Here is a 22,991-nt window from a genome sequence, read left to right as displayed (position 1 = left end):
CCCAATGAGCACTACCAAAGTTGCAGTCCTCGGCCTGGGCGCCATGGGCCTGCCCATGGCAACCCGCCTGGCCACCAAGCTGGAAGTCAACGGATTCGACATCTCGGCCGAACGCATGGCCCTGGCCAGCCAGTCGGGCATCACTACCTACGCTTCCGCCCGCGAAGCGGTCACCGGCGCTGATGCACTGCTGCTGGCAGTACGCAACGGCGAGCAGCTGGATGCCGTGCTCTTCGGCGAGCAGGGCGTGGCCGGGCAGCTCAAAGCCGGCGCAGTGGTCATCCTGACCTCCACCGTTGGCCTGGAAGCAGTGCCCGCCACCGCCAAGCGCCTGGCCGAACTGGGCTTGGGCCTGGTGGACGCGCCGCTCTCCGGCGGCCCGGTGCGCGCAGGCGAAGGCGACCTGCTGATCGTGGTCGGAGCCGAGCCGGCTCAGCTGGAGAAGGTCCGCCCGGTGCTGGAGCTGCTGGCCTCCACCCTGAGCATCGTGGGCGACAAGCCCGGCGATGGCCAGGCCCTGAAGACGGTGAACCAGCTGCTGTGCGGCGTGCACATCGCCGCGGCCGCGGAGGCCCTGGCCCTGGCGGACAAGCTCGGCCTGGACCAGGCCACCACCCTGGAAGCGCTGCAGGCCGGCGCCGCGAACTCCTTCATGCTCGGCAACCGCGGCCCGCGCATGCTCGAGGCCTACTCCGAGGATGGTGCCGAAGTGCTCTCGCGCCTGGACATCTTCGTCAAGGACATGGGCATCGTAACCTCCGCGGCCCGCTCCCTGCACCTGTCCACCCCGGTGGCCTCGGCGGCCGAACAGCTCTACCTGCTGGGCGAAGCCCACGAGCTGGCCGCGGCCGACGATTCCGCTGTCATCAAGGTCGTAGCCCCGAAGGCTGCCCAGTAAAGTCATCAGCGCGCGAGTTCGACACCCGCGCACCGCGTCAAAGGAGACGACACAACCCATGAGCCCGCTAATGCTGCTACTGATCGCAGTGGCCGGAGTGGCCCTGCTGCTGCTCGGCGTCATCAAGTTCAAGATGCCCGCCTTCATTGTCCTGCTGCTGGTCAGCATGCTCGTGGCCCTGGCCGCGGGCATCCCCATCCAGGAGGTGGCCGGCCTGGTCACCGAGGGCATGGGCGGCACGCTGGGCAGCGTCGCCGTGCTGGTGGGCCTGGGCGCCATGCTCGGCAAGGTCATCGAGATCTCCGGCGGAGCCCAAGTGCTTTCCACCCGCTTCACCGCACTCTTCGGCCCGCGCCGGGTGATCGCCGCGCTGACCACCGCGGCCTTCCTGCTGGCCATTCCGGTGTTCTTCGACGTGGGCTTCATCGTCCTGGTGCCGATCATCTACGGCTTCGCCAAGGCCCTGGGGGTCCCGCCGGTGAAGATCGGCCTGCCGGTGGGCGCAATCATGCTGGCCATCCACGTTGTGGTTCCGCCGCATCCGGGTGTGGTCGGCGGCGCAGAGATCCTCGGCGCCGATATCGGCTGGGCCACCATCCTGGGACTGGCGTTCTGCGCCCCGCTGGGCGTCTTGAGCTACTTCGTGGCCAAGCGCATCAACCGCCGCGAGATCCCGATGCTTCCCGAAACCGCCGAGCAGTTCGAATCCTTCGGCGCTTCCGGAACCGGCACCACCCTGGCCAAGACCAAGGCCCCGACCTCGTCCATGGTCATTTCCATGATCCTGCTGCCGATCGTGATGATCATGCTCGGCACCGTGGGCGGTTCCCTGGTGGCCGCTGAATCCACTGCGGCCAACATCCTGGGCTTTGTCGGATCCCCTGCTGTCGCGCTGCTGGTCACTGTGCTGGTTTCCTACTACCTGCTGGGCGTGCGCAGCGGCTGGACCAGCGAGCAGACCGGCAAGGTCATGGACTCCGCTCTGGCCCCGGCGGCCATCGTGATCCTGGTGACCGGCGCCGGCGGCGTGTTCGGCAAGGTGCTCACCGAATCGGGCATCGGCACCGTGCTGGCGCAGTCCCTGGCTGCGGCCGGCCTGCCGATCATCGTGATGGCCTTCATCCTGGCCGCCATCCTTCGCGCCTCGCAGGGCTCTGCAACGGTCGCAATTATCACCACCACCGGCCTGCTGGCCGCAGCCGTGGAAGCCGGCGATTTCTCCACCGTGCAGACGGTGCTGATCCTGGTCGCTGTGGGCTTCGGCGCCTTCGGCCTGAGCCACGTGAACGACTCGGGCTTCTGGATTGTCACCCGCTTCCTGGGCCTGTCCGTGGCCGAGGGCCTGCGCACCTGGACCGTGCTGACCACGGTGCTGGGCGTGGCCGGGTTCGCGCTCACCGCCATTACCTACGCCATCATCACCGCTGCAGGAGTGTAATCATCCCGATGCTCACCCCCATGAACCAGATGGCCGCCCAGGCCATTGCCGCAGGGCACGCCGTCCCCGCCTTCACCTGCTACGACTTCACCACCGCGCTGGCCGTGGTCGCCGAGGCCGAAGCCCAGGACCGCGCGGTCATCCTGAATGTCGCGCCGAAGGCCGCCAGCTCCACCGCGGGGCTGCGGCTGATCTCCGCCCTGCGCACCCTGGGCGAGCAGGCCGCCGTTCCGGTAGCCATCCAGCTGGACCACGCCAGCGACGCGCAGCTGATCGTGCGGGCGGTGCAAGCCGGCGCCACCGCGGTGCTGGCCGACGGCTCGGCCGGGACGCTGGAGGAGAATACCGCCTTCGTCCAGCAGGTTCGTTCGCTGATCGGCCCTGAGGTGGTGCTGGAAGCCGAGCTGGGTGCCCTGCCGGGCAACGAGGACAAGGCCTTTGAGCAGAGCGCCTCCCAGCTGACCGATCCGGCGCAGGTGGCCCGATTCGTCCAGGACAGCGGCGCGCAGCTGCTGGCCGTGGCCATCGGCAATGTCCATGGCCGGTACAAGGGCGAACCGAAAATCCACTGGGATGTGCTTGAAGCCATCCACGCCGAATCAACGGTGCCGCTGGTGCTGCACGGGGCTTCGGGCATTGCGCCTGCGGACCTCTCGCGGTCCATTTCCTTCGGGGTGGGCAAGGTCAATTTGAACACCGAGCTGCGCACCGCGACGCTGGCCGCACTGGCTGGGCAGCTGGAAGGCCGCCGTTCCGATGGTCAGAACGTGCTGGGCTTGCTCGGCGACTGGGAGCGCGCGGTCACCGAGGTCGTTTCGGCGACGTTCGTCGCGCTGCGCGCCACATAGCTTGCTGCCTTCGAAGGCCGCGGCGCAGGGACTTTCAGGTTCCGGCACCGCGGCCTTCGGCTTATCCGGCGGCGGAAGTGCCGTCACGAACCTCGCGCAGAAGGCACTGGCCTTGCCCGGATCGCTTGCCCTGCATAATATCAGCGTCAGCCAGGACTACCTGGTCGATATCATTGTCGCCAACAGCAGCGAGCTGCAGACCCAGATCATCGACAAGCGGCCGCCTCGGCCACAGATGGCACACTGTTGAAGTGAGCTGATCCTCGGCGAGCTCTGGGCAGCTTCGCTGCACCCGCGTTAGCGCTAACTCGCAATCATGTGAGTTCCCCCGAACAAATATGCCGAGGCAGCCCCTTCGTCTGTCACCGAGCGCTTTTGCAGCATTCACTTGGAATGTGTTGCCTGCGCAGTGATGGAAAAATTGCAATCCATAGTGGACATCGTAATTTTCATTCGCGATTTCGGACAAAACCGTAGCGCGACTGCTCGCTTTTCCTCTCCCCACAAGACAATTCCACTGCTCCTGGCATGCCTGTCCCGGTGGCCAGATCCTTGGCGCCCCTCAAGCCGAGGCCCATGATGTGCTTGATCTGCCGAATTCCGGCCGGACCTTCGTCGTCCCTTCCGAACTCGCCGCTGGCACGAAGCCAGCTTCGTGATCCGGCATCGCAAATGGCCTCCCTGGGCGCGCACTTTACAGTGCATCAAGATCGCTCAGTCAAGGAGGGGCAGTGATCCGCGTGCAACGCACACAGAACACTGCACAAACACCACTGAGGCCAGCTTGCTACTCTGTGGCCGGGCGTTGGCTCCTAGCTCCATGAGTCCAGCCAATGACCAAGTCTGCGAGCAGGAACAGGGCCAGGCTGATCCCCATCAGGGGCAGGAAGACGCCGACGGCAGCTGCAGCCAGCAAGACCAGCAGGTTGCCCCACCACGGGGCGCGGGCTAGGCCGCCACGTGCAGGTGCTTTGCCCACGCGTTGTCCCAGGTTCTTCGTTGGGCGGCGCTTCCACCACATCGCATAGCCCAGCACCACCATGGAGGCGATGGCAGAGGCCACCAGGAACAGCAGGATCTGGTTGGACAGTCCGAACATGGAGCCCATATGGATGTCGATTCCCCATCGCGAGAGTTTCGCTGCGAGGTTGAATTCGCTGAAATCAACGCGGTCAACGACGTCCAGTGTTTGCCCATTGATGGAGACAGCGTCAACTTCGGTCGGGTAGGACCGCTGGATCTCTTGGACCACCCACGCCTTGCCGTCAGCGGCTGGCGGCTTGATCTCAACCAGTCCAGTATTGACATTGACTTCCTTGGCGATCGAGAGCATGGTGTCGAATGCCGCCGGGTTCACCGATTCGCCGGTTGGCGCGGGCGCTGCCCCGTGGTGGTGGGCGTGTTCATCACCTGCGCTGCTCTCCGCGGCAGACAGTTCAGTGTCCACCGAGGGGGTTCCCCAGTTCAGCGCGGCGCGGAGCTCACTGACGTTGGCGCCACCGTAGGTCGACCAGGTGATGCCGGTGGCGGAGAGGAAGAATGCGCCGAGCAAGACCCAGATCCCAAGCGATCCATGCCAGCTGGCCAGGCGCCGGTAGCCCGTTGCCTTGGCAGCGGGGCGGATGAGGTCTTTTTTGCGCTTGGTTTTCCTGATGCGCAGAATCCACAAGGCAAATCCTGCCAGGGCGATCACTCCCAGCCAGGAGGCTGCCAGTTCGCTATACATGCGCCCTGGCTCGCCGAGCTGCAGGTTGCGGTGCAAGTGGTCGATCCACGTTCGCAGGGGCAGCACTCCGCTGGTTCCGTAGGCGGTCAAGTCACCGCGGATTTCAGCGGTGGCCGGGTCGATGAAAATAGCCCTGGTTTCGCTGGCTCCCAGGTTCTCATCCGCATACATCACCCGAGTGGTATCACCGGGGTGTGGTGCCGGTCGAACCGCCACCAGCGCATCACCGCTGCCCATGTAGGTGTTAGCCACCTCTACTTGATCGGCCAGCGGCAAATAGGCGTCGGCTAGCGGCGCGCGCAACTGATCTGCATAGACAGCCTGTTCGATTTGCGGAGTAATTGCATATAAGGCGCCGCTCACGGCGGCGACAAGGATAAACGGGCCGATGAAGATTCCCGCATAGAAGTGCAGCCGTAGCAGCAGCTGGCCGAACCATCCTTTTCTGTTGGGCTTCGAAATCCCGGTCGGCGGCTGGGATTCGGGGGTCGTGGTTTCCAGAAGAGTCATGAGGGATCCTTGGTGGCAAAGCAGGACGAGTATCGGCGGCTAAGCTGCGAAGAGAGTTTCACCGATGAACCCTCCTTCCGCGCAGCCCTGCGGAATCAGGAAGACGGCCGAGCCGATGGGAGTCGTCCACTGGTTCAGCGCATCGAGGTCCGATAGCCGTTGCTGCATCGGGGTGTATTGTTCGGCCACGCTCTTTTGGTAGGACACGAAGATCAGCCCGGAGTTGGAGATCTCGCTCCCGGTAGGCGGCTCGTCGTAGTTATATCCGCGCCGGAAGATCCGCTCGTTCGTGTTCTTGGAACGGGCTCTGCGGATGTGCGCGTGCGCGGCGATGACCGTGAATCCCAGGGCATTGGTCGCTTCGAAATCCGGCTCATCGTGTTCCTTGCTTCCAGTGGTCGGCGCCCCGTTGCCCAGGGTCCGCCCGACACTGAATTCCCGGCCAGAACGGTCCAGCTCATCCCAGGTATCAACATTCATTCGGATGCGCCGGATGACCATCGTGGTGCTCCCATCCGCGTTCCACACCACGGAGTTGAAATCCTCCGAACCTGGAACGGGGTTCACGGTTCCGTCGACTTGTCCGAACAAATTCCGCATCGTGGTGCCGCTGGCTTCGGATCCCCGGGACCGGCGGAACCCGGATTGCACCCATTTCACGGAGGCGAACCGGCGGGCATCCTTGAGCATCATCCGCTGGGCATGCGCAACGGATAATGGATCATCCGAGGCGATATGCAGCAGCAGATCCCCATCGTTCCAGCGCTCTTCGAGCTCGTCGATCTTGAACTCCGGCAGCGGCTGGCTTTCGCCGGCCGAGGAGCCGGCGAGTTCCATGAGCTTCGGACCGAATCCGAAGGTCACCGTGAGCCGTGCGGGAACAGTGCCCAGTTCCGGTTCGGTGTCTGCCAAGGCCGCCTGGCCTTGGGTGAGCCTTGCCGCGTCATCGCTGAGCAGACGGAGCAGGCGTTGCAGGGACTCGTGGTCAAGGCCATCACGCAAGTTCAACGCGACGTAGCTGGCGTGGGCTTGTGGCTCCGTGGTGATTCCTGCCTGGTGTGAGCCGTAGAACGGAATCACGGCTTGTCCGTGCAGCGGCTCCGAGCCGCCGGCCGGCGCTGCGGCACTGGACAGGGAGTCGATCCCCAGAGCTACGATCGCTCCCAGTCCGGCTGCGGCGCCGCCGAACAGAATTCCTCGCCTGCTTGGTCCTTGTTTGGCGGGTGCGTCTACGTGTGGCATTAGTGATCGTGGGCGCTTTCGGATTCGGAGTCGTCCTTGTCCATCTCGCCGTGATCCATGCCCTCGTGCTCGGAGCCGTCATAGTTTTCATTCGCGCCGGCGAAATCCTTCACCGGGGCGATGGTCTCGGAGCTGGTGCCATCGGAGAATTCCAGGCTCATGTTCACGGTGCTGCCGGGCTTGAGCGGTTCGGCGAGGTCCATGAGCATAATGTGGCTTCCCCCTGGTTCAAGATGCAGTTCGCCGTGGGCGGGGATGGTGAATCCGCCAGTTTTTTCACGCATCACCATGGCCCCGGATTCGTTGGCTACCGTTTCATGCAGTTCCAGATCACTGGAGGCCGGGCTCGTGACCGAGGTGATGGTGATGTCCTGGCCTCCGGTGTTTCGAATCGTGCCGAATCCCGCCGACATCCCCTCATCGATAGCCTTCACCCAAGGATCTTTCATGGTGACAGTGGCGCCAGCCGGAGCCGGGTTGCTGTTGGCAGCAGGGGTGCCGGCACAACCTGCTAAGGCGATCAATGCGGCTGCGGATAGGGCGGTGGTGCGCAGGGCAAAAGAGGTTTTCACTGTTAATCCTAGGAAAATGAGGGAAGCACGAATAGCGCGCTCTGAATTATTGCTGCTGTGGTGCCTGCAACCACCGAGGCATGGTGCCGGTGGGCAGGACGCATGGTGCTGGGCACAGCAGAGGAGAAAATAGCCCTGATCGGATAGGGCTTGCGAAGGTGAGGTGCGAAGCTGGGTCGGTTGGCCGCTGAAGTTCTAGCCGGAGCGCGCAATGGAGTCCGGACAGGCAATGCCGATAAACGAACTCAGAAGGATAGGTTCACCGGCATGCTTTCAAGCAAGCCAGTGCGCACGAGCATGGAAACTTGTCCCGGGATGGGGCATGTCAGGGCCCGATTCCGGGGCCTTTGAAAGCAAGAGCGGAAAAGCAGCAGGCCAAATGGACTGCAACTGTTGCCTTACACCTTTGCCAGTGCGGGTGGGCCTCTGCGAACGACAGACGTTGCATACACAGCCACTGTGCAGCCAGGGATATCGCGCGGTGCGGCAGGAACTGGTTGCGGTCGCACTGGTTGAACGGCGAAGTTGACCAGTCGCCAGAAGAGTTTCCAGGTGAACAGGCTAATGATGTCTGAAGCGGCGATGAGTAGCTGCTCGCTACGGTGAAGCACCAGAACTGTTGCGAACCCAGCAAGGAAGTGAGCAAGCAGCATGGTGCCATCGCCGTGAATTGCCATGGCGGTACTTGCCGAGCCGGTCGCATCGACCGCCAGGGACATCCCATGATGTGCGTGGATGCCTTGCCCTGCGGATGAAAGAGCGGAATGCCCGGCTCCCATGGAGAACAGGAGATGGAAAAGCACCTGGCTGAACCCCACCATGATGGACAACCGCCAGAAGGTGAACCGCTTGCTGCTGAGCAAGATGCAGACCATGAGCGACAGAGACAGCGGGAGAGCGACGTTCAGGATGTCCGGTATGGCTCCGCCCGCAAGCACGTGGGAAGCCAGAGAAACAAACGTCGCGAAGAACGCGGCGGCGGTGCCTCTGAGAGCACGTGATGAGCGGGAGGTCTTTTGCACACCACCAGTATTACAGATCGGTGACTGTATTTCGACAACGTGTAAAACTGAAGGCGGGATCGTTTGGCCATTCAATGCCGGGCGGTTACGTGGATCGCCTCGGGTTTCATGGTGCTTTCCACTGGGTAAATGGATAGCGGGCCCAATCTGCGCACCGGAAAGCAAGATCCGCGCAGCGCCATGGCGCTGAGGAATGCCCACGCCGCTCCCCGCTGCATGCGTCAATCGGCGGTGGACATTGGCAAGGTAGCCCTGCATCGCTGGGTTCTCCCTGTCCAGATCCATGCTGGAGGCCTCAGGGCGAATTCGCCGCCGACGAGCTCACCGGGACCAAAGTTCGGAGGAGAATTGGGAGCGGCTCGAGATCCCGGCCAGGCTGCAGCGCAGCCAGTTCCGCGTCCTATCGAAGCCCGCCGTGGACTCTCTGGTGCGTTCCGCAATATTGAATGCACTGGTGCACTGTTGGAATGCAACTACGCTGTTGAGTTGCGCCGACAAGTTCCACGCGAACACCTGCTCGATTTCAGTAGGGCTCGCTTACCGAGAGCACTTTCAACCCTTCGGCCACCACCCGCCCGTCGTGGATGACGGTGCGGTCGGTGCCCCGGTCCATCACGGTGGAGGCAATGCTCTCGCCATCCACCAGCACCAGGTCGGCCCGGTCCCCCACGGCCACCCCTGGGCGGTCGGCCACCGAAGCCAGGCGCGGCACCGAGCGGTCCATGATCGAGGCACCGCCCATGGTGGCCACGGCCAGCGCATGCCCGATCAGTTCGTCCTGGCGGAACCCGTTGACGAAAGCCAGCTGCCAGGTCCGGTCCAGCAGATCGCAGTTCCCGTAGGGGCTCCAGTAGTCGCGCTGCCCGTCCTCGCCCAGGCCGAAGCGCACCCCGGCTCCAACCAGGTCCACCAGCGGCAGATGATTGGAGGTGCTGGGCGCAACGGAAGTCAGCGAGATGTCCAGCTCGGCGAAGGTGTCGATCAGCCGGCGGCTGGCAGCCTCGCTGACGCTGCCCAGCTCGTAGGCATGGGACAGGTTGACCCGGCCCTGCATGCCCAGCGCCCGGGTGCGTTCGGCAATCAGCTCTGCCGAGAAGACGGCGAGCGCACCGGGCTCGTGCAGGTGCACGTCGATGTCCACCTGGTATTTATCGGCCAGCCCGAACACCACGTCGAGGTGGCGGACCGGGTCGCGGTCCAGTGCGCAGGGGTCGATGCCGCCCATGGCATCGGCGCCGGCTTCCAGCGCATCCTCGAGATGCTTGACGGTACCCGGCTCGCGCAGGATCCCTGCCTGCGGGAAGACCATGATCTGCACCTCGGCCTCGTTGGCGAACTTCTTTTTCGCGGCCACCACGGCCTCGTATTTCTCCAGCTTGGAATCCACATCCACCTGGGCGAAGGAACGCACCCGCGTGGTGCCGCGGGCAATCATCCGTTCCAGGGTTCCGGCCACGCGCTCGGGCAAGCTGATTTCGGCATCCCGCCAGTTCTCCCGGTCATTGCTCATCATGCCCCACACCCCCGGGCGTCCGGTGTGCTCGCGGAAAGGCAGTCCGATGCGCGTGGAATCCAGATGCACATGCACGTCGGAGAAGGAGGGGAGAAGGATGCGCCCGCGGCCATCGACGTCCGCCAGGTTGCGCACCTGCTGCGGGTCGTGCACGGAGATCGCTGAAATCTTGCCGTCGCCAATCAGGATGTCGCTGGGCGGACCGCCCCAGGGGCGGGCATTGCGGATGAGCATGGTTCAGCTTCCTTGCCGGTATGGACAGTGCTAGTAGAAACGTACCGCATGCGCCCCTAGGGCCAGCAGCGCTTCGGGCCGAGCGCGGTTCTCCTGCTCCAGGCAGGACAATGGCGGGCCCTTGCGGGCCCGCCATCAACTGGATCGGCTATTCGTCAGCCTCTTCTCCGGGCAACGTCGACTGCTCCGGCAGGCTGTCCCAGAAGGAGGTATCCATGGTTTCCACGGAGCCATCGGCTACCGCCTTGATGGTGCTCTCCAGGGTCAGGATGGTCTGCTGGCGCAAGTAGCCATTGGATTTCTGTCCCAGGACATAATCCGGGTTGCTGTGATCGCTCATGCCGCGCATTTCGAAGAGCAAGGTGGAAATGCCGTATTCGGCCGCGATGCCATTGCGCGCAATGGTGTTGGCGGTCCCGCCCACGTACTTGCCCAAGTGGCCCCAGCCGGTCCGGTCGACATTCTGGTAGACCACTGCGCCCAGGCGCTTGGAACCCTCGCGGACTTCCTCAGGCACGTCCGGGGTCGTCGGGTAGAGGATCGAGCCGGACACCAGCTTGCCGTCCACCGCCGAGCGGGTGCCCTGATGGTGCAGGTCGATCATGTAGTCGATGCCGTAGGCGGAGAGCACATTGTTGTGCAGCGCCTGGATTTCCGGTTGCGTCTTGGCCACGTGGTCCCGGTTGATGTCCACGTTGTTGGCGTTGTAGCGGGTCAGGTGCCGGTCCCCCGAGGCGATGTAGTCATCGAGCGGGAAGTCCACATCGCCCATGGCGCCATCCGGGTTCAGCATCGGCACCACCAGGATGTTGACGTCCTTGAGCACCTCCTTCATCCGCCCCGAGCCCAGGTGCTTGATCACTTCCAGGGTCCCCTCGGTGGTCAGCTGCTCGTTGCCGTGCTGCTGGGTGAGGAACATGATCGTGGGATTTTCCGGGTTAGAAAGGTACTTGGCCAGGAACAGATCGCGTCCCTTGGCGGATTGGCCGATGACTTCCAGTTCCATCGCCGATTGCTTGGCATCCTGCTTGCGCAGTTCGGCGGCCATCGACTCGTGCGTATGCAAGATCGAGGTGTTGATGGTTTCATTTCCGGCGTAGTCCGGCCCGTTGCCTACGGCATTGGCCGGGACAAGCCCCAAGCCGAGGAACAGTGCCGAGCCGGCAACGATGCAGGAGCCCTTCTTCAGCAACTGAGCGGGGAACTGCTTTGGCATATTCTTCATTGAATCTCCGATGTCTTCCTGTGATGGGATGGATCTTGGTCATTGCGCCGTCCTCCGGCGTTTCCAGTCTCAGCTGCCGATGATGAAGTAGCCGCCGTTCAGTCCGTCCACCATGACGCGGTAGGACTTTTTCTCCAGGCTCGCTTCGACCATCCAGTTGGGTTTCCAGACCTTTGCGACACTGCTCTTTTCCCGGACCCCGCCGCGCCAGGCCAGCCGGGCCCGGCGCAGTGCCGCGGTGGATAGCAGGGCCTTGGCCCGCCGGCGTGCAGTGTCGAAATCGATGGTGTTCCACTGCGGATCAGCCACCCGGTCCAGCACTTGGCCGGTTTCCGCATCTTCGGCTTGCCACGGATCGCAGACGAAGGCCTTGCCCGAGTAGTAGTCCACCAAGGCGTGCGCCTGCCCTGACCGCCCGGCCAGCTGCGGCACCTCGAAGATGAACCCCGCAAAGGGATGATGGCGCAGCTTGGCCGACTCGACTCTCAGCCCTGGCGCCTTGGCGGCAAGGATGCGTTGCGCGTCCTGGTCATCGACCAAGGTTTTCAGCACCAGTTCATTCACCGCGGGCCGCCATTTCCGCCTGGCTGGCCAGCAGTGCATCCTGGCCCATGAGCATCTTCTTCGGGATCGGGCCGATCTTCGCAGTCTCATCCAGGGCACGGCCAATATGCTCCGGCACGGGATGCGACTTCTGGCTGGCCAGGCTGCCGATGACCATGGCCGCGGTGGAGGCCAGGATGCCGGTGACCATCGGATCAATGCCGGTGGCATCCGGCGCGCCGGACACCTGCCAGAGCACCGAGACCAGGGTGCCGGCGGCCATCGATGAGATCGCGCCAACCGTATTGGCCTTCTTCCACCACACCGCGCAGATATAGGAAGGGACAAAGGCGCTGCCCAGCACGGTCGTTGAGAAGATCACCACGGCGGCCACCGCGGGAGGATCAAAAGCGGCAATGCCATAGCCGATGATGGCCAGGGCCAGCACGGTGATCCGCGAGACCCAGACCATCTGCGCATCGCTCATCTTCTTGTTAATGAACCGGGCGTAGATGTCCTGGCTGGCGATGGTGCCGGCCTGCAGCAGCAGGGCATCGGCGGTGGACATGATGGCTGCCATGATCGCTGCCATGACGATGCCCACGGCGAAGGTCGGCAGCACCGCGTCGGCGACCTCGAAGATCGCGGTTTCCGGGTTGGCCAGGTTGGGCAGCAGGATCAGCGCGAACAGGCCCACCAGGTAGGGGCCGGGGATGAACAGCAGGTTGAATACCAATGAGTAGACCCCTGCGGTACGTGCCACCGAAGGCTTCTTCATGGCCATGTGGCTGACCACCACGTGCGGCCAGCCCATGTAGCCGATGGAGAAGACCAGCAGCGCACCGAGAATGACTCCCCACTGTCCCTGGTAGCCCAGATCCGCTCCCCACATGGTCAGCAGGTTGGGGTTGATCCCGCCCACAGTCTCATTGCCCTTGGTGAAACCGCCCACGGCCATCAGCGTGGCAACCAGGATCCAGACCATGCCGACCACCATGATGATGGCCTGCACGAAGTCGGTGTAGGCCACAGCCAGGTAGCCGCCAAGGAAGGTATAGAGGACAATCACGCCGATGGCGATCGCCAAGGCCACCGGGAAGGAAACCCCGGAGACCATTTCCAATCCGCGGCCGCCGGCGATGAACTGGGCCAGGACGTAGAAGAACATGCAGAACAGCGCCACGGGAGCGGCGATGAGCCGGATCCACTTCGAGGGATAGCGGTGCTCCAGGTACTCGATGGAGGTGATGGACCCCAGGATCTGGGATAGCTTGCGCATGCGCCGGCCCAGGACCGAGAGGTTCAGGATGCCGCCGCCCAGGTCGCCCAGCGCGTACCACATGCTGAAATAGCCTTGGGTGTAGCCCATCGATCCGGCACCCATGAACATGTAGCCGGACATGGAAGAACTCTGCAGCCGCAGCGCGGTGACGCCGGGGCCGAGGCTGCGTCCGCCGAGCAGGAACCCTTCGGCATCTTGCTTGCCGCGCTTCATCGCCCAGAAGCCAATGGCGGCCATGGCGATGAAATAGATGACCAGGAACAGGATTTCGATGCTCACTGCTGCTCCTTCGCATCCTCGCGCTTCCAGCCGCGGCTGAGCCACAGGAAAACACCTGTATAGATCACCCAGAGGGCCGGAACCCCGATGATGACCATGGTCGTGAACGCCGGTAGTCCAAACATCGACACATTCCTTCTGGGAGCCGCTGGTTCTTATTTCATGAGCTGGGTCACAAGCACCCGCTTGATCCATAGCCTTGCATAGCCCCCGTGGCCAAGACAAGTGTAATTCCTAGGTTAACTTGGGAAAACTTCCGTGCCCCTGCATTCGACCGCACTGTCTTCCCGGCCTTTGCGCCCCCGGTCGAGCGCCTCCGGGCCCAAACGGCGGGCAACAGCAAAGGCCCCGGCCGGGTTCGGCGGGCATCGTCATATGATGTCCATCGAATCCCCGCCGGGGCCTTTGGCCCGGAGGGTGCTAGCGCAGCACCACAGTGCGCGAGCCGCTGAGGAAGACCCGGTCTTCGCAGTGCCAGCGCACCGCATCGGACAGGGCTTTGCACTCGGTATCGCGTCCGGCGGCCACCAGGTGCTCGGGCGCGTAGCTGTGGTCCACTTCCTGGACGCGCTGGGTGATGATCGGCCCCTCGTCCAACTCCGAATTCACGTAGTGCGCCGTGGCGCCCACGGTCTTCACCCCGCGTTCGAAGGCCTGGTGGTAGGGCTTGGCCCCCTTGAAAGAGGGCAGGAACGAATGGTGGATGTTGATGGCCCGGCCGGTGAGCTTGCGGGTGAGGTCATCGGAGAGCACCTGCATGTAGCGGGCCAGCACCACCAGATCCACCTCGAAGCGCTCCACCAGGTCCATCAGCTTGGACTCGGCTTCGGGCTTGGTCTCAGGGGTGACAGGAATATGGAAGAACGGAATCCCGTTCCACTCGACCTGCTGCCGGTGGTCCGGGTGGTTGGAGACTACTGCCGCGATCTCCACCGGCAGCTCCCCCATCCGGGCGCGGAACAGCAGGTCATGCAGGCAATGGCCGAACTTGGAGACCATCACCACCACGCGCTTCTTGTTGCCGGCCGGGCGCAAACCCCAGGTCGCCTGGTGCTCATCGGCGAGCTGGCCGAGGCCCGACTCGAGTTCGGCGATCTCGGCAGGGATATCCTCCGCCGCGGCGACCTCGAATTCGATGCGCATGAAGAGCGTCCCGGAAAGCTGGTCGTCATGCTGCTTGAGCTCCCGGATGTCGCCATGGTGCTTGAGCAGCAACCCGGTGACCGCATGCACGATGCCCGGGCGCTCGGCGCAGGTGAGGGTCAGGACATACTTGTTGTTCGGTTCGGTCATCGTGCCGCTCCTTGGTTTCGCCGAGATGGCATTAGCTTCGCCATGGCTCGTAGTGGTTTTTCGGGGGATTTTCATGCGGTTGCACCTGGCTTCCGCGCAGTGCTCTGCGCCACGGATTCAAAGCCGTCCGGTCTGAGTTTTCCCAGCGGAACTGCGCGCCGCCCCTGCCTTCGGAAGCAGCTGCGGGCAGACCCGCCAATCTCTGGCCGGATACTGATATATCAATTGATGATCACAATACTATGTGTGCTTCAGCACAGCGTCAACAACTTTTCCGGCGGTTCTTCCTGGCGCCTTTCCCAGCGCCCCCAGTACGGTTTTCCGCTCTGCCGCTGGCCGGCAAGCCAAGGGCTGTTGAGCGCATCGGCACAGGAAAAGCGCCCAAATCGAAGCCGGGGCGATACTCTTTGTGTGTCGGCAATTGATTTTTGAACAGTGATAGAGAGCGATATGCCAAGGCCCACCGAACTGACCAGCGCCGCCACCGAGCAAGGCTCGATGGCTGATCGAGCCTACAACGCATTGCGCGACCGGCTGGTGCTGCTCGAAATCGCTCCGACGCACCCGATCCACGAGCCGCAGCTGGCCGAAGAACTGGGCATTGGGCGCACCCCGATGCGCGAGGCTCTCAAGCGGCTGGAAACCGACCATCTGGTGGTGTCCTATCCGCGCCGCGGCACCTTCGCCACGGCCGTGGATTTCCATGAGCTGAACTACATCTCCGAAATGCGCCAGGTGCTCGAGCCGCTGGCCGCGCGCAACGCGGCCGCGAACAAGGACCCGCAGATCCGCGAGCAGCTGGCCAGTTACCTGCAGCAGATCGATGCCCTGGATCCCGCCCTGGACCAGCGTTCGCTGCTGCTGCTGGATGTGCGCATCCACCGGCTCATCTACAATGCGGCGGCCAACAAGTACCTGGAGGAAACCCTGGTGCGCCTGGATAATCTGGTGACCCGGATCTGGTGCCTGGTCATCGACCAGATGCCTCCGATCGCAGAGCACATTTCCGAGCATTCGGCCCTGCTGCGCGCCATCCTCGACGGCGACGCGCAGCTGGCAGCGCGGCTGGTCTCCGAGCATGTGGCCCACTTCGAGCAGGCCCTGCGCCGCGCACCCTAGCTGGATGCCGGGGACGCGAACCGGCCGCTAGCGGCCGGCGCCCTCGGGTTCCAGATCAGTTTCGGGCCGCGGCTGCGGTTCGCGCACCGGGGCTTCCAGCTCCTGGGCCACCGGCTCCGGCCGGTCTCCAGCCGGCAGGCCCGACGCGGCCACAATGGAGTTCTCCCTGGTCATCAGGCTGAACTGCTCGCCTTCGTGGCGGTCGATTCCGTCATCCACCGCCTGCTCCAGCACCTCCATCGCCACCTTGCCGCGCAGCACCAGCGGATCACGGCACAGGTCCTTCCACAGCGCCACGCACAGCAGCAGCATCACCAGCACGAAGGGCAGCGCCGAGACGATGGTGATGTTCTTCAGCCCGTTCAGGGCCGCCGCCGGATGGTCCCCGCCGGCCAGCAGCATGACCGCGGCCACCGCTCCCACCGAGACGCCCCAGAAGACCACCGACTTCTTCGAGGGCTCCTGCGCGCCGCGTTCGCTCAGCGCGCCCATCACGATCGAGGCGGAGTCCGCCCCGGTGACGAAGAAGATGGCAATCAGCACCACGGCCAGAGCCATCAGCGCAATGGAGAACCATTCGGGGAATGGCAGTGCGCCCAGCAGCTCGAAGAGCACCGAGTTGAAGTCGATGTCCGGGGCCCCGTCCACCATCTGGGCCAGCGCCTGGCCCATGTCCCCGTTGCGCTCGGCCCGCTCCTGCAGGCCGATGGCGCCGCCGCCGAAGATGGCGAACCAGAACAGCGTGACGGTGGAAGGTACCAGCAGCACCCCGGTGACGAACTGGCGGATGCTGCGCCCGCGCGAGATCCGCGCGATGAACAGGCCCACGAACGGGGTCCAGGAAACCCACCAGGCCCAGTAGAAGATGGTCCAGGAGGAAAGCCAGGCGGCCATGTCGCCGTCCCCGGAAGCCGCGGTCCGCGATGCCATTTCCGGCAAGTCAGCGATGAAGGAGCCCACCGCATTGGGAATCACGTTCAGGATGAACAGCGTGGGCCCGCCGATGAACACGATCAGCGCCAGGATCACCGCCAGCACCATGTTGATATTGGACAGCCACTGGATGCCGCGCTCGATTCCGGAGACGGCCGAGGCCACGAACAAGGCGGTGAGCACCGCAATGATCAGTACCAGGACCCCCGAACCCACCGAGGACAGCAGCCCGGCGGACTGGATGCCGCCGCCGATCTGCAGCGCGCCGAGCCCCAGCGAGCAGGCCGAGCCGAAAAGCGTGGCCAGGATAGCCAGGATGTTGATCGTCTTCCCGCCCCAGCCGTGGACGACCCTTTCTCCGAAGATCGAGGTGAACATCGAGGAGAACAGCTGCGGGCGGCCCAGCCGGAAGCTGCCGTAGGCCATGCCCAGCCCGACAATCGCGTACATGGCCCAGGGGAACAGCGTCCAGTGGAACATGGTGGTGCCCATGGCCGTGCCCACCGCGGCCGAGGTCTGCCCGCCCACGGTTTCCGGCGGCGGAGACATGTAGAAGTACAGCGGTTCGCCCACCCCGTAGAAGACCAGCCCGATGCCCATGCCGGTGGCGAACATCATCGAGATCCAGGAAACCGTGCTGAACTGCGGCTTCTCCCCGTCCTTGCCCAGCGGGATGCGCCCGAAGCTCTTGGCCGCGACCACCAGCACGAACAGGGTGAAAACGGTCGCGGCGATCACGAAGACCCAGCCGGTGTTCGTAATCACCCAGTCGAGGGCCTTCCCGGCCGCGGAGCCCAGCCCTTCGGGCGAAGCGAAGCCCCAGGCGATGAACGCCAGGGCGAGGAGTCCGGCAATGCCGAAGACCCAGTAGTCGGTGCCGGAGGACAGGTATCTTCTGGGCCGGCGCCGGCGAGCCGAGTGCAGCTCGCTGACCAGGTCGTTCACGGGTTGCTCAGTGCGTTTCATTTCGGTTTCCTTCAATAAAGGCAATAGGTGGCGGGCCGGCAGGGGAATGCGGGCGCGCCGAATCAGCCGGGGTCCCGGGGTTGCTCGTGAGTGGTGGCCGGGGCCGGCAAATCGGCCGGGCTCAAGAGCCGGCCGGAAGTGCGCCGTGCAGGCCGGGAATTGTTCCCGGCCGGCACGGCGGGCAGCGGTTAAATGCGCGTCAAGCGCGGATCAGGCGCTGATCAGCCCGTGCGGGTCGAGCACGAACTTCTGCGCGGCGCCTTCGTCGAAGGCCGCGTAGCCCTGCGGGGCCCGGTCCAAGCCAATGGCCGTGGCGTTGACGTTCTTGGCAATCGAGACCTTGTCCGAGAGGATCGCCTGCATCAGCCCGCGGTGGTACTTCATCACCGGGCACTGGCCCGTGACGAAGGTGTGGGACTTGGCGAAGCCCAGGCCGAAGCGCATGGACAGCGAACCGACCTTGGCCGCTTCGTCCTCGGCGCCCGGATCCCCGGTGACATAGAGTCCCGGGATGCCCAGGCTGCCGCCGGCACGGGTGATTTCCATCAGCGAATTGAGCACCGTGGCAGGCTGCTCCTTGCCAGCGTCGTGCCCGTGCCCGCGCGCTTCGAAGCCCACCGCGTCGATGCCGCAGTCGACCTCGGGCACGCCCAGGATCTGGGCGATCTGCTCGGCCGGGTCGCCCTGCGAGACGTCCACGGTTTCGCAGCCGAAGCTGCGCGCCTGGGCCAGCCGGTCGGCGTTCAGGTCCCCGACAATCACGGTGGCCGCACCCAGCAGCTGCGCGGAGGTGGCCGCGGCCAGGCCCACCGGGCCGGCGCCGGCGACATAGACGGTGGAGCCGACGGTGACCCCGGCGCCGATGGCTCCGTGGTAGCCGGTCGGGAAGATGTCCGAGAGCATGGCCAGGTCCAGGATCTTCTCCATGGCCTGGTCGCGGTCGGGGAATTTCAGGGCGTTCCAGTCCGCGTAGGGCACCAGCACGTATTCGGCCTGGCCGCCCACCCAGCCGCCCATGTCCACGTAGCCGTAGGCGGAGCCGGGGCGGTCGGGATTGACGTTCAGGCAGATGCCGGTTTGCCCGACCTTGCAGTTGCGGCAGCGGCCGCAGGAGATGTTGAAGGGCACCGAGACGACGTCGCCGACCTTGAGGAATTCCACATCGCGGCCTACTTCCACCACTTCGCCGGTGATCTCGTGGCCCAGCACCAACCCGACGGGGGCGGTGGTGCGGCCGCGGACCATGTGCTGGTCCGAACCGCAGATATTGGTGGCGATGGTGCGCAGGATGACCCCGTGGTGCACCTGCCGCCCGACGTTTGCCGGGTGGACCCCGGGTCCGTCCTTCAATTCGAATTCGGGGTACGGGGTGTCGATCAGCTCGACCTTGCCTGCCCCGGCGTAGCTTACTGCCAAGTTGCCCATAGCGGACCACTTCCTTGAAATATCAGTTGGATACCAAATCGGATGTGCCCAAGTCTGACCACTGGATGTGATCCATGTCAATAGCCCGGCGAGAAATCCGCCGGGTCCGGCAGCCCGCCAGCGGCCGGCTACCCGTCCAGTTCCTCGGCCGAGCGCAGGGAAATGATGTCCTTGGCTGTGCGCTGCAGGATTTCCAGGGATTCCTCGATCAGCGGCGAGCCGCGGCTGCCCTTGCGGGTCACCGCCACGATGCGCCGCGAGGGCTTGGCCGCCCCGGAAATCCGGCGGCGCACCACGTTCTGCGCATCGCCCAGGGTGGCCAGCCGGGGCAGCAGCCCCACGCCCAGGCCCGCCCCGATGAACGCGATCATGGTTTCCCACTCCACCGCCTCGTGGGCGATATGCGGGGTGACCCCCAGCGAAGTGAAGGCGGCAACGAACAGCGCCCGGTAGACCGACTGCCCGGATTCCGAGATCCACGGGTCATCGGCCAGGTCCTCCAGGGCCACGGACTTGTGCTGCGCCAGCCGGTGCGTGGCGGGCAGCACCACATCCAGCGGGTCATCGAGCAGCACGGTCTGCTCGAACCGGTCCCTGGCGGCAGAACCCGCGGACGTCTGGCTGGCCACGATCACGGCCAGGTCGATCCGCTCCGCGAGCAGCAAGTCCAGGCAGCGCTGCGGCTGCGCTTCGATCAGCTGCACTTCGGTATCGGGCCGAGTGGCTCGCAGGTTCGCGGCCAGCGGGGCAAGCAGCTGCGCGGCAGCGGTGGAGAAACCGCCCAGGCCGAACTGCCCCTGCACCTGCCCGGAGGCGTTGCGCGCGGACGCCGCGAGCAGCTCCCATTGCGTCACAATCCCGTCCAGGCCCGCAACGAAATGCCGGCCCGCGGAGGTCAGCCGCACCCCGCGGCCCTCCTTGGTGATCAGCTTGATGCCCAGGGTGCGCTGCAGTTCGCGCAGCTGCGCGGAGACCGCCGAGGCCGAGTAGCCGGTCAGTTCTGCGGTGCGCGCTACCGAGCCCGTGGAGGAGAAGACCCGCAGGGTGGCGAAGCGTGGATCGATCATGCACCAATTGTGCACGGTTCCGTTCAATTTCTTGCGCTTTTCTTGCCGACTATTTCTTCCTAGTCTCGATTCATGCGGTGACCGGCCTCACATCGGCCCGCGCAACCACAGCCCGAGGACGCCAGCCGCGTCGTGTTCCAAGGAGTAACAGATGACCGCTTCGGTAAGCGCACCGCGCACTACGCGTGGGAAGCTCGCTACGTCGGTGAACCAAGAACAGCTCGCCGAGATCACCGAACTCTTCCGCAACCGGCGCAAGGGCTACTCGCTCGAAGCCCCGCTGTACACCGACCCCTCAGTATTCGATGTCGAAATGCAGGCCATCTTCGGGACCCACTGGCTGTTCGCCGCGAGCATTGCCGAGATCCCCGAGCCCGGGGACTACGTGACCGTGGACTACGGTCCGCATTCGCTGATCGTGCTGCGCACCGAGGAGGGCGGGGTCAACGTGCTGCACAACGTCTGCCGGCACCGCGGCGCCCGCGTGCTCACCGAAGCTTCGGGCAGCACCGGGAACCTGGTCTGCGGCTACCACTCGTGGACCTACTCCCCCGAAGGGGACCTGATCCACGCCTCCGCCCCGGGCGAAGGCAAGTTCGACAAGAGCTGCTTCGCGCTCAAGCGCGCCCACGGCCGGGTCCATGCCGGGCTGGTCTTCGTTTCCCTGGCCCAGGACCCGCCGGCGGACTTCGGCGAGGTCGCCGGCATCTTCGAGCCCTACCTGGCCCCGCACGATATCGCCCGCGCCAAGGTCGCCTACCAGCAGGACATCATCGAGGAGGGCAACTGGAAGCTGGTGATGGAGAACAACCGCGAGTGCTACCACTGCGACGGGCACCCCGAGCTGGCCTGCTCGCTGTTCCCCACCTGGGGGCTGAGCGACGACACCGTTCCGCCGCACCTGGAAGAGGTATGGGAACGCAACCAGCAAGCCCAGGCGGCCCTGGAGGAACGCTGCCTCCGCTACGGATTGCCCTACGAGGTCGTGGAGCAGCTGGACACCCGCATCGCCGGCATCCGCATCTCCCGCGAATCCCTGGACGGCGACGGGGAATCCTTCTCCGCCGACGGGCACCGCCTGTCCAAGAAGCTGCTCGGCGAGCTGCGCGACTTCCGGCTGGGCCGCTGCTCCATGCACCTGCAGCCCAACAGCTGGTTCCATTTCCAGTCCGACCACGTGATCACCTTCGCCGCCTTCCCGATCAACGAGCACCAGACCCTGGTGCGCACCACCTGGCTGGTGGCCGATGACGCGGTCGAAGGAGACGACTACGATCTGGAGAAGCTCACCCACACCTGGAAGCAGACCAACCTGCAGGACAAGGCCTTCGTCGAGCTGTGCCAGAAGGGCGCAGCCAGCCCCGCCTACCAGCCGGGCCCGTACATGAAGAGCGAATACCAGGTCGAGGCCTTCATCAACTGGTACACCCAGCGCGTGCTGGAGCACCTGGCATGAGCGCAGGCGCCCAGCTGGCATCGAGCGTAGCGGCCCAGCGCATCCGCGGGCTGGAAATGCCGTGGAACCGGGTCCTCAGTTCCCAGGAAGGCCCGGCGAGCGCGGCCCGCGCGCTGGGACCATGGCACCCCCAGGAGTTCCTGGCCGAATGCGTGCAGACCATCGAGGAAGCCGGCGGGCTGATGACCTTCGTCTTCCGCCGCGCCGACGGCGCCCCGCTGGCCTTCCGCGCCGGGCAGTACCTGAACGTCGCCTTCCCGGTGCATGGCGAAGACCAGGACCCGGTGGACCGCAGCTACTCGATTTCCAGCGCGCCCACCGTGCCCTGGACCTTCAATGTCAGCATCAAGCGCGATCCCAAGGGCCTGGTCTCCTCCTGGGCGCATGAGAACCTGCGCCCCGGCATGGTGCTGGAGATGCTCGGCCCGGTGGGCGCCTTCCACCTGGGCGATTCCGACCGGCGCGCCCGCTACCTGTTCCTTGCGGCCGGAGCCGGGATCACCCCGATCATGTCGATGGTGCGCACCATCCACTCGCTGCCCGGCCAGGCCGATGTGGTGGTGCTCTGCCACGGCACCGTGCCCGGGGACTTCGCCTTCTGGCCAGAGCTGGAATACATCGCGCAGGTCGATTCGCGGATCAAGGTGTTCTACTCGCTGGGCGACCGGGCCAAGCCCAAGAGCTGGAAGGGCTTTGCCGGGCGGCTGACCACGGCGATGATCGACGCGGTGGCCCCGGATGCCAATGGCCGCAAGGTGTTCGCCTGCGGGCCGGAAGGGTACCTGAATTCGGCCACCCAGCTGCTGCGCGAGGCCGGGGTGGATGACACCTCGGTGTTCATGGAGTTCTTCTCCGGGGACCGCAAGACGCTGCTCGAATACCAGGAGGAAATCGCTCTGGCCGGGTCCATCGCCGAGGAGGTGGCCGAATCCGTGGAGGAGTTCTACGAGAGCCAGCCGCCGGAGCTGGGGATGTACGAACCCGAGTACGACCAGAGCGGCACCATCGAGGCCAGCGGCCAGAAGCTGGTGGCGGTCGATTCCAATGCCCCGCTGCCGCCAGCCGCGCCGCTGGTTCCCGCGCAGGACCCGCCGGATACCGCTTCCTTCCCCACCGTGGGCGAAGGCGAGCTGACCATGACCTTCCTGCGCACCGCGGTGAATGTCCGGATCAGTTCCCAGGAGCACATCCTGGGTGTCGCCCAGCGGGCCGGGGTGCGCATCGGCGCCAACTGCCAGGAGGGCATGTGCGGCTCGTGCAAGGTCGTCAAGCTCGAAGGCGAGGTGGCGATGAACCACCAGGGCGGCATCCGCGCCCGTGAAATCGCGGCCGGGAAGTTCCTGCCCTGCTGCTCCACCGCCCAATCGGATCTGGTCATCGACGCCTAGCCGCGCCGGCCA

The 22,991-nt window shown here is 64.7% G+C and carries 20 protein-coding genes; 7 read left to right on the top strand and 13 right to left on the bottom strand.

The window, feature by feature from the left end:
• Nucleotides 1-4: 4 nt before the first annotated feature.
• Genes ACIOTN_RS13270 through ACIOTN_RS13255 form a run of 4 tightly spaced genes read left to right on the top strand, consistent with a single transcriptional unit; the run spans nt 5 to nt 3,434 of the window.
• On the top strand, nt 5-898 hold the full coding sequence (locus tag ACIOTN_RS13270; RefSeq protein ID WP_105662339.1) for an NAD(P)-dependent oxidoreductase: 894 nt from the start codon (nt 5-7) through the stop codon (nt 896-898).
• Between the two features lie 58 nt (nt 899-956).
• Nucleotides 957-2,336, top strand: a complete 1,380-nt coding sequence (locus tag ACIOTN_RS13265) for a GntP family transporter (RefSeq protein ID WP_402735478.1) — start codon at nt 957-959, stop codon at nt 2,334-2,336.
• Between the two features lie 20 nt (nt 2,337-2,356).
• A complete protein-coding gene (locus tag ACIOTN_RS13260) occupies nt 2,357-3,184 on the top strand; it encodes a class II fructose-bisphosphate aldolase (RefSeq protein ID WP_402697674.1) in 828 nt (275 codons plus the stop codon).
• 1 nt (nt 3,185) lies between these two features.
• Nucleotides 3,186-3,434, top strand: coding sequence for a hypothetical protein (locus tag ACIOTN_RS13255; protein ID WP_332499398.1), 249 nt, complete (start codon nt 3,186-3,188; stop codon nt 3,432-3,434).
• A gap of 537 nt (nt 3,435-3,971) precedes the next feature.
• Here ACIOTN_RS13255 and ACIOTN_RS13250 read toward each other — a convergent pair.
• From ACIOTN_RS13250 to purU, 10 genes are all read right to left on the bottom strand, one after another.
• Nucleotides 3,972-5,420: a PepSY-associated TM helix domain-containing protein gene (locus ACIOTN_RS13250; protein ID WP_332499400.1), complete on the bottom strand. Its 1,449-nt coding sequence runs from the start codon at nt 5,418-5,420 to the stop codon at nt 3,972-3,974.
• A gap of 39 nt (nt 5,421-5,459) precedes the next feature.
• Complete coding sequence (locus ACIOTN_RS13245; RefSeq protein ID WP_332595437.1) at nt 5,460-6,662, bottom strand: Dyp-type peroxidase; 1,203 nt, start codon at nt 6,660-6,662, stop codon at nt 5,460-5,462.
• Complete coding sequence (locus ACIOTN_RS13240) at nt 6,662-7,234, bottom strand: copper chaperone PCu(A)C (RefSeq protein WP_105662334.1); 573 nt, start codon at nt 7,232-7,234, stop codon at nt 6,662-6,664. Before ACIOTN_RS13240 ends, ACIOTN_RS13245 begins: the two co-directional genes overlap by 1 nt.
• Nucleotides 7,235-7,632: 398 nt before the next feature.
• On the bottom strand, nt 7,633-8,541 hold the full coding sequence (locus ACIOTN_RS13235; RefSeq protein WP_146112962.1) for a hypothetical protein: 909 nt from the start codon (nt 8,539-8,541) through the stop codon (nt 7,633-7,635).
• A 238-nt stretch (nt 8,542-8,779) separates the two neighbouring features.
• Nucleotides 8,780-10,003, bottom strand: coding sequence for an amidohydrolase family protein (locus tag ACIOTN_RS13230; protein WP_402735477.1), 1,224 nt, complete (start codon nt 10,001-10,003; stop codon nt 8,780-8,782).
• A 148-nt stretch (nt 10,004-10,151) separates the two neighbouring features.
• A complete protein-coding gene (locus ACIOTN_RS13225; protein ID WP_332488140.1) occupies nt 10,152-11,219 on the bottom strand; it encodes a M14 family zinc carboxypeptidase in 1,068 nt (355 codons plus the stop codon).
• A 78-nt stretch (nt 11,220-11,297) separates the two neighbouring features.
• A complete protein-coding gene (locus ACIOTN_RS13220; protein WP_105658925.1) occupies nt 11,298-11,792 on the bottom strand; it encodes a hypothetical protein in 495 nt (164 codons plus the stop codon).
• Nucleotides 11,785-13,332, bottom strand: a complete 1,548-nt coding sequence (locus ACIOTN_RS13215) for a sodium/proline symporter (RefSeq protein ID WP_105658924.1) — start codon at nt 13,330-13,332, stop codon at nt 11,785-11,787. Before ACIOTN_RS13215 ends, ACIOTN_RS13220 begins: the two co-directional genes overlap by 8 nt.
• Nucleotides 13,329-13,457, bottom strand: a complete 129-nt coding sequence (locus ACIOTN_RS13210; protein ID WP_402735476.1) for a hypothetical protein — start codon at nt 13,455-13,457, stop codon at nt 13,329-13,331. The genes ACIOTN_RS13215 and ACIOTN_RS13210 overlap by 4 nt, the downstream gene beginning before the upstream one ends.
• 295 nt (nt 13,458-13,752) lie before the next feature.
• Nucleotides 13,753-14,625, bottom strand: a complete 873-nt coding sequence (purU, locus tag ACIOTN_RS13205) for a formyltetrahydrofolate deformylase (RefSeq protein ID WP_105658923.1) — start codon at nt 14,623-14,625, stop codon at nt 13,753-13,755.
• Nucleotides 14,626-15,075: 450 nt separating this feature from the next.
• On the opposite strand from purU, the gene ACIOTN_RS13200 reads away from it, so the two are divergent.
• On the top strand, nt 15,076-15,744 hold the full coding sequence (locus tag ACIOTN_RS13200; RefSeq protein ID WP_402735475.1) for a GntR family transcriptional regulator: 669 nt from the start codon (nt 15,076-15,078) through the stop codon (nt 15,742-15,744).
• Nucleotides 15,745-15,771: 27 nt separating this feature from the next.
• On the opposite strand, the gene ACIOTN_RS13195 is transcribed toward ACIOTN_RS13200, so the two are convergent.
• The 3 genes from ACIOTN_RS13195 to ACIOTN_RS13185 form a co-directional block, all read right to left on the bottom strand.
• The gene (locus tag ACIOTN_RS13195; protein ID WP_105662331.1) at nt 15,772-17,643 is read right to left on the bottom strand and encodes a BCCT family transporter; all 1,872 of its coding nucleotides are present in this window, start codon (nt 17,641-17,643) and stop codon (nt 15,772-15,774) included.
• Nucleotides 17,644-17,853: 210 nt separating this feature from the next.
• Nucleotides 17,854-19,068: a formaldehyde dehydrogenase, glutathione-independent gene (gene fdhA, locus ACIOTN_RS13190; protein WP_133833949.1), complete on the bottom strand. Its 1,215-nt coding sequence runs from the start codon at nt 19,066-19,068 to the stop codon at nt 17,854-17,856.
• 128 nt (nt 19,069-19,196) lie between these two features.
• Nucleotides 19,197-20,135, bottom strand: coding sequence for a LysR family transcriptional regulator (locus ACIOTN_RS13185; protein WP_105658919.1), 939 nt, complete (start codon nt 20,133-20,135; stop codon nt 19,197-19,199).
• A 151-nt stretch (nt 20,136-20,286) separates the two neighbouring features.
• Between ACIOTN_RS13185 and ACIOTN_RS13180 the strand changes: the two genes are divergently transcribed.
• Nucleotides 20,287-21,591, top strand: a complete 1,305-nt coding sequence (locus tag ACIOTN_RS13180; RefSeq protein WP_402735474.1) for an SRPBCC family protein — start codon at nt 20,287-20,289, stop codon at nt 21,589-21,591.
• The gene (locus ACIOTN_RS13175; RefSeq protein WP_105658917.1) at nt 21,588-22,979 is read left to right on the top strand and encodes a flavin reductase family protein; all 1,392 of its coding nucleotides are present in this window, start codon (nt 21,588-21,590) and stop codon (nt 22,977-22,979) included. Before ACIOTN_RS13180 ends, ACIOTN_RS13175 begins: the two co-directional genes overlap by 4 nt.
• Nucleotides 22,980-22,991: the final 12 nt, after the last annotated feature.

Origin of the sequence: Glutamicibacter sp. NPDC087661, assembly GCF_044743275.1 — a bacterium.
GTDB lineage: Bacteria > Actinomycetota > Actinomycetes > Actinomycetales > Micrococcaceae > Glutamicibacter.
This window is presented reverse-complemented; position numbering and strand designations above follow the sequence as displayed.

What these genes read in the sequence shown, in the direction of transcription:
- ACIOTN_RS13270 (WP_105662339.1), top strand. Translation starts at nt 5, where the DNA reads ATGAGCACTACCAAAGTTGCAGTCCTCGGCCTGGGCGCCATGGGCCTG.
- ACIOTN_RS13265 (WP_402735478.1), top strand. Translation starts at nt 957, where the DNA reads ATGAGCCCGCTAATGCTGCTACTGATCGCAGTGGCCGGAGTGGCCCTG.
- ACIOTN_RS13260 (WP_402697674.1), top strand. Translation starts at nt 2,357, where the DNA reads ATGAACCAGATGGCCGCCCAGGCCATTGCCGCAGGGCACGCCGTCCCC.
- ACIOTN_RS13250 (WP_332499400.1), bottom strand. Translation starts at nt 5,420, where the DNA reads ATGACTCTTCTGGAAACCACGACCCCCGAATCCCAGCCGCCGACCGGG.
- ACIOTN_RS13245 (WP_332595437.1), bottom strand. Translation starts at nt 6,662, where the DNA reads ATGCCACACGTAGACGCACCCGCCAAACAAGGACCAAGCAGGCGAGGA.
- ACIOTN_RS13235 (WP_146112962.1), bottom strand. Translation starts at nt 8,541, where the DNA reads ATGGATCTGGACAGGGAGAACCCAGCGATGCAGGGCTACCTTGCCAAT.
- ACIOTN_RS13230 (WP_402735477.1), bottom strand. Translation starts at nt 10,003, where the DNA reads ATGCTCATCCGCAATGCCCGCCCCTGGGGCGGTCCGCCCAGCGACATC.
- ACIOTN_RS13225 (WP_332488140.1), bottom strand. Translation starts at nt 11,219, where the DNA reads ATGCCAAAGCAGTTCCCCGCTCAGTTGCTGAAGAAGGGCTCCTGCATC.
- ACIOTN_RS13210 (WP_402735476.1), bottom strand. Translation starts at nt 13,457, where the DNA reads ATGTTTGGACTACCGGCGTTCACGACCATGGTCATCATCGGGGTTCCG.
- purU (WP_105658923.1), bottom strand. Translation starts at nt 14,625, where the DNA reads ATGACCGAACCGAACAACAAGTATGTCCTGACCCTCACCTGCGCCGAG.
- ACIOTN_RS13200 (WP_402735475.1), top strand. Translation starts at nt 15,076, where the DNA reads ATGCCAAGGCCCACCGAACTGACCAGCGCCGCCACCGAGCAAGGCTCG.
- ACIOTN_RS13195 (WP_105662331.1), bottom strand. Translation starts at nt 17,643, where the DNA reads ATGAAACGCACTGAGCAACCCGTGAACGACCTGGTCAGCGAGCTGCAC.
- fdhA (WP_133833949.1), bottom strand. Translation starts at nt 19,068, where the DNA reads ATGGGCAACTTGGCAGTAAGCTACGCCGGGGCAGGCAAGGTCGAGCTG.
- ACIOTN_RS13185 (WP_105658919.1), bottom strand. Translation starts at nt 20,135, where the DNA reads ATGATCGATCCACGCTTCGCCACCCTGCGGGTCTTCTCCTCCACGGGC.
- ACIOTN_RS13180 (WP_402735474.1), top strand. Translation starts at nt 20,287, where the DNA reads ATGACCGCTTCGGTAAGCGCACCGCGCACTACGCGTGGGAAGCTCGCT.
- ACIOTN_RS13175 (WP_105658917.1), top strand. Translation starts at nt 21,588, where the DNA reads ATGAGCGCAGGCGCCCAGCTGGCATCGAGCGTAGCGGCCCAGCGCATC.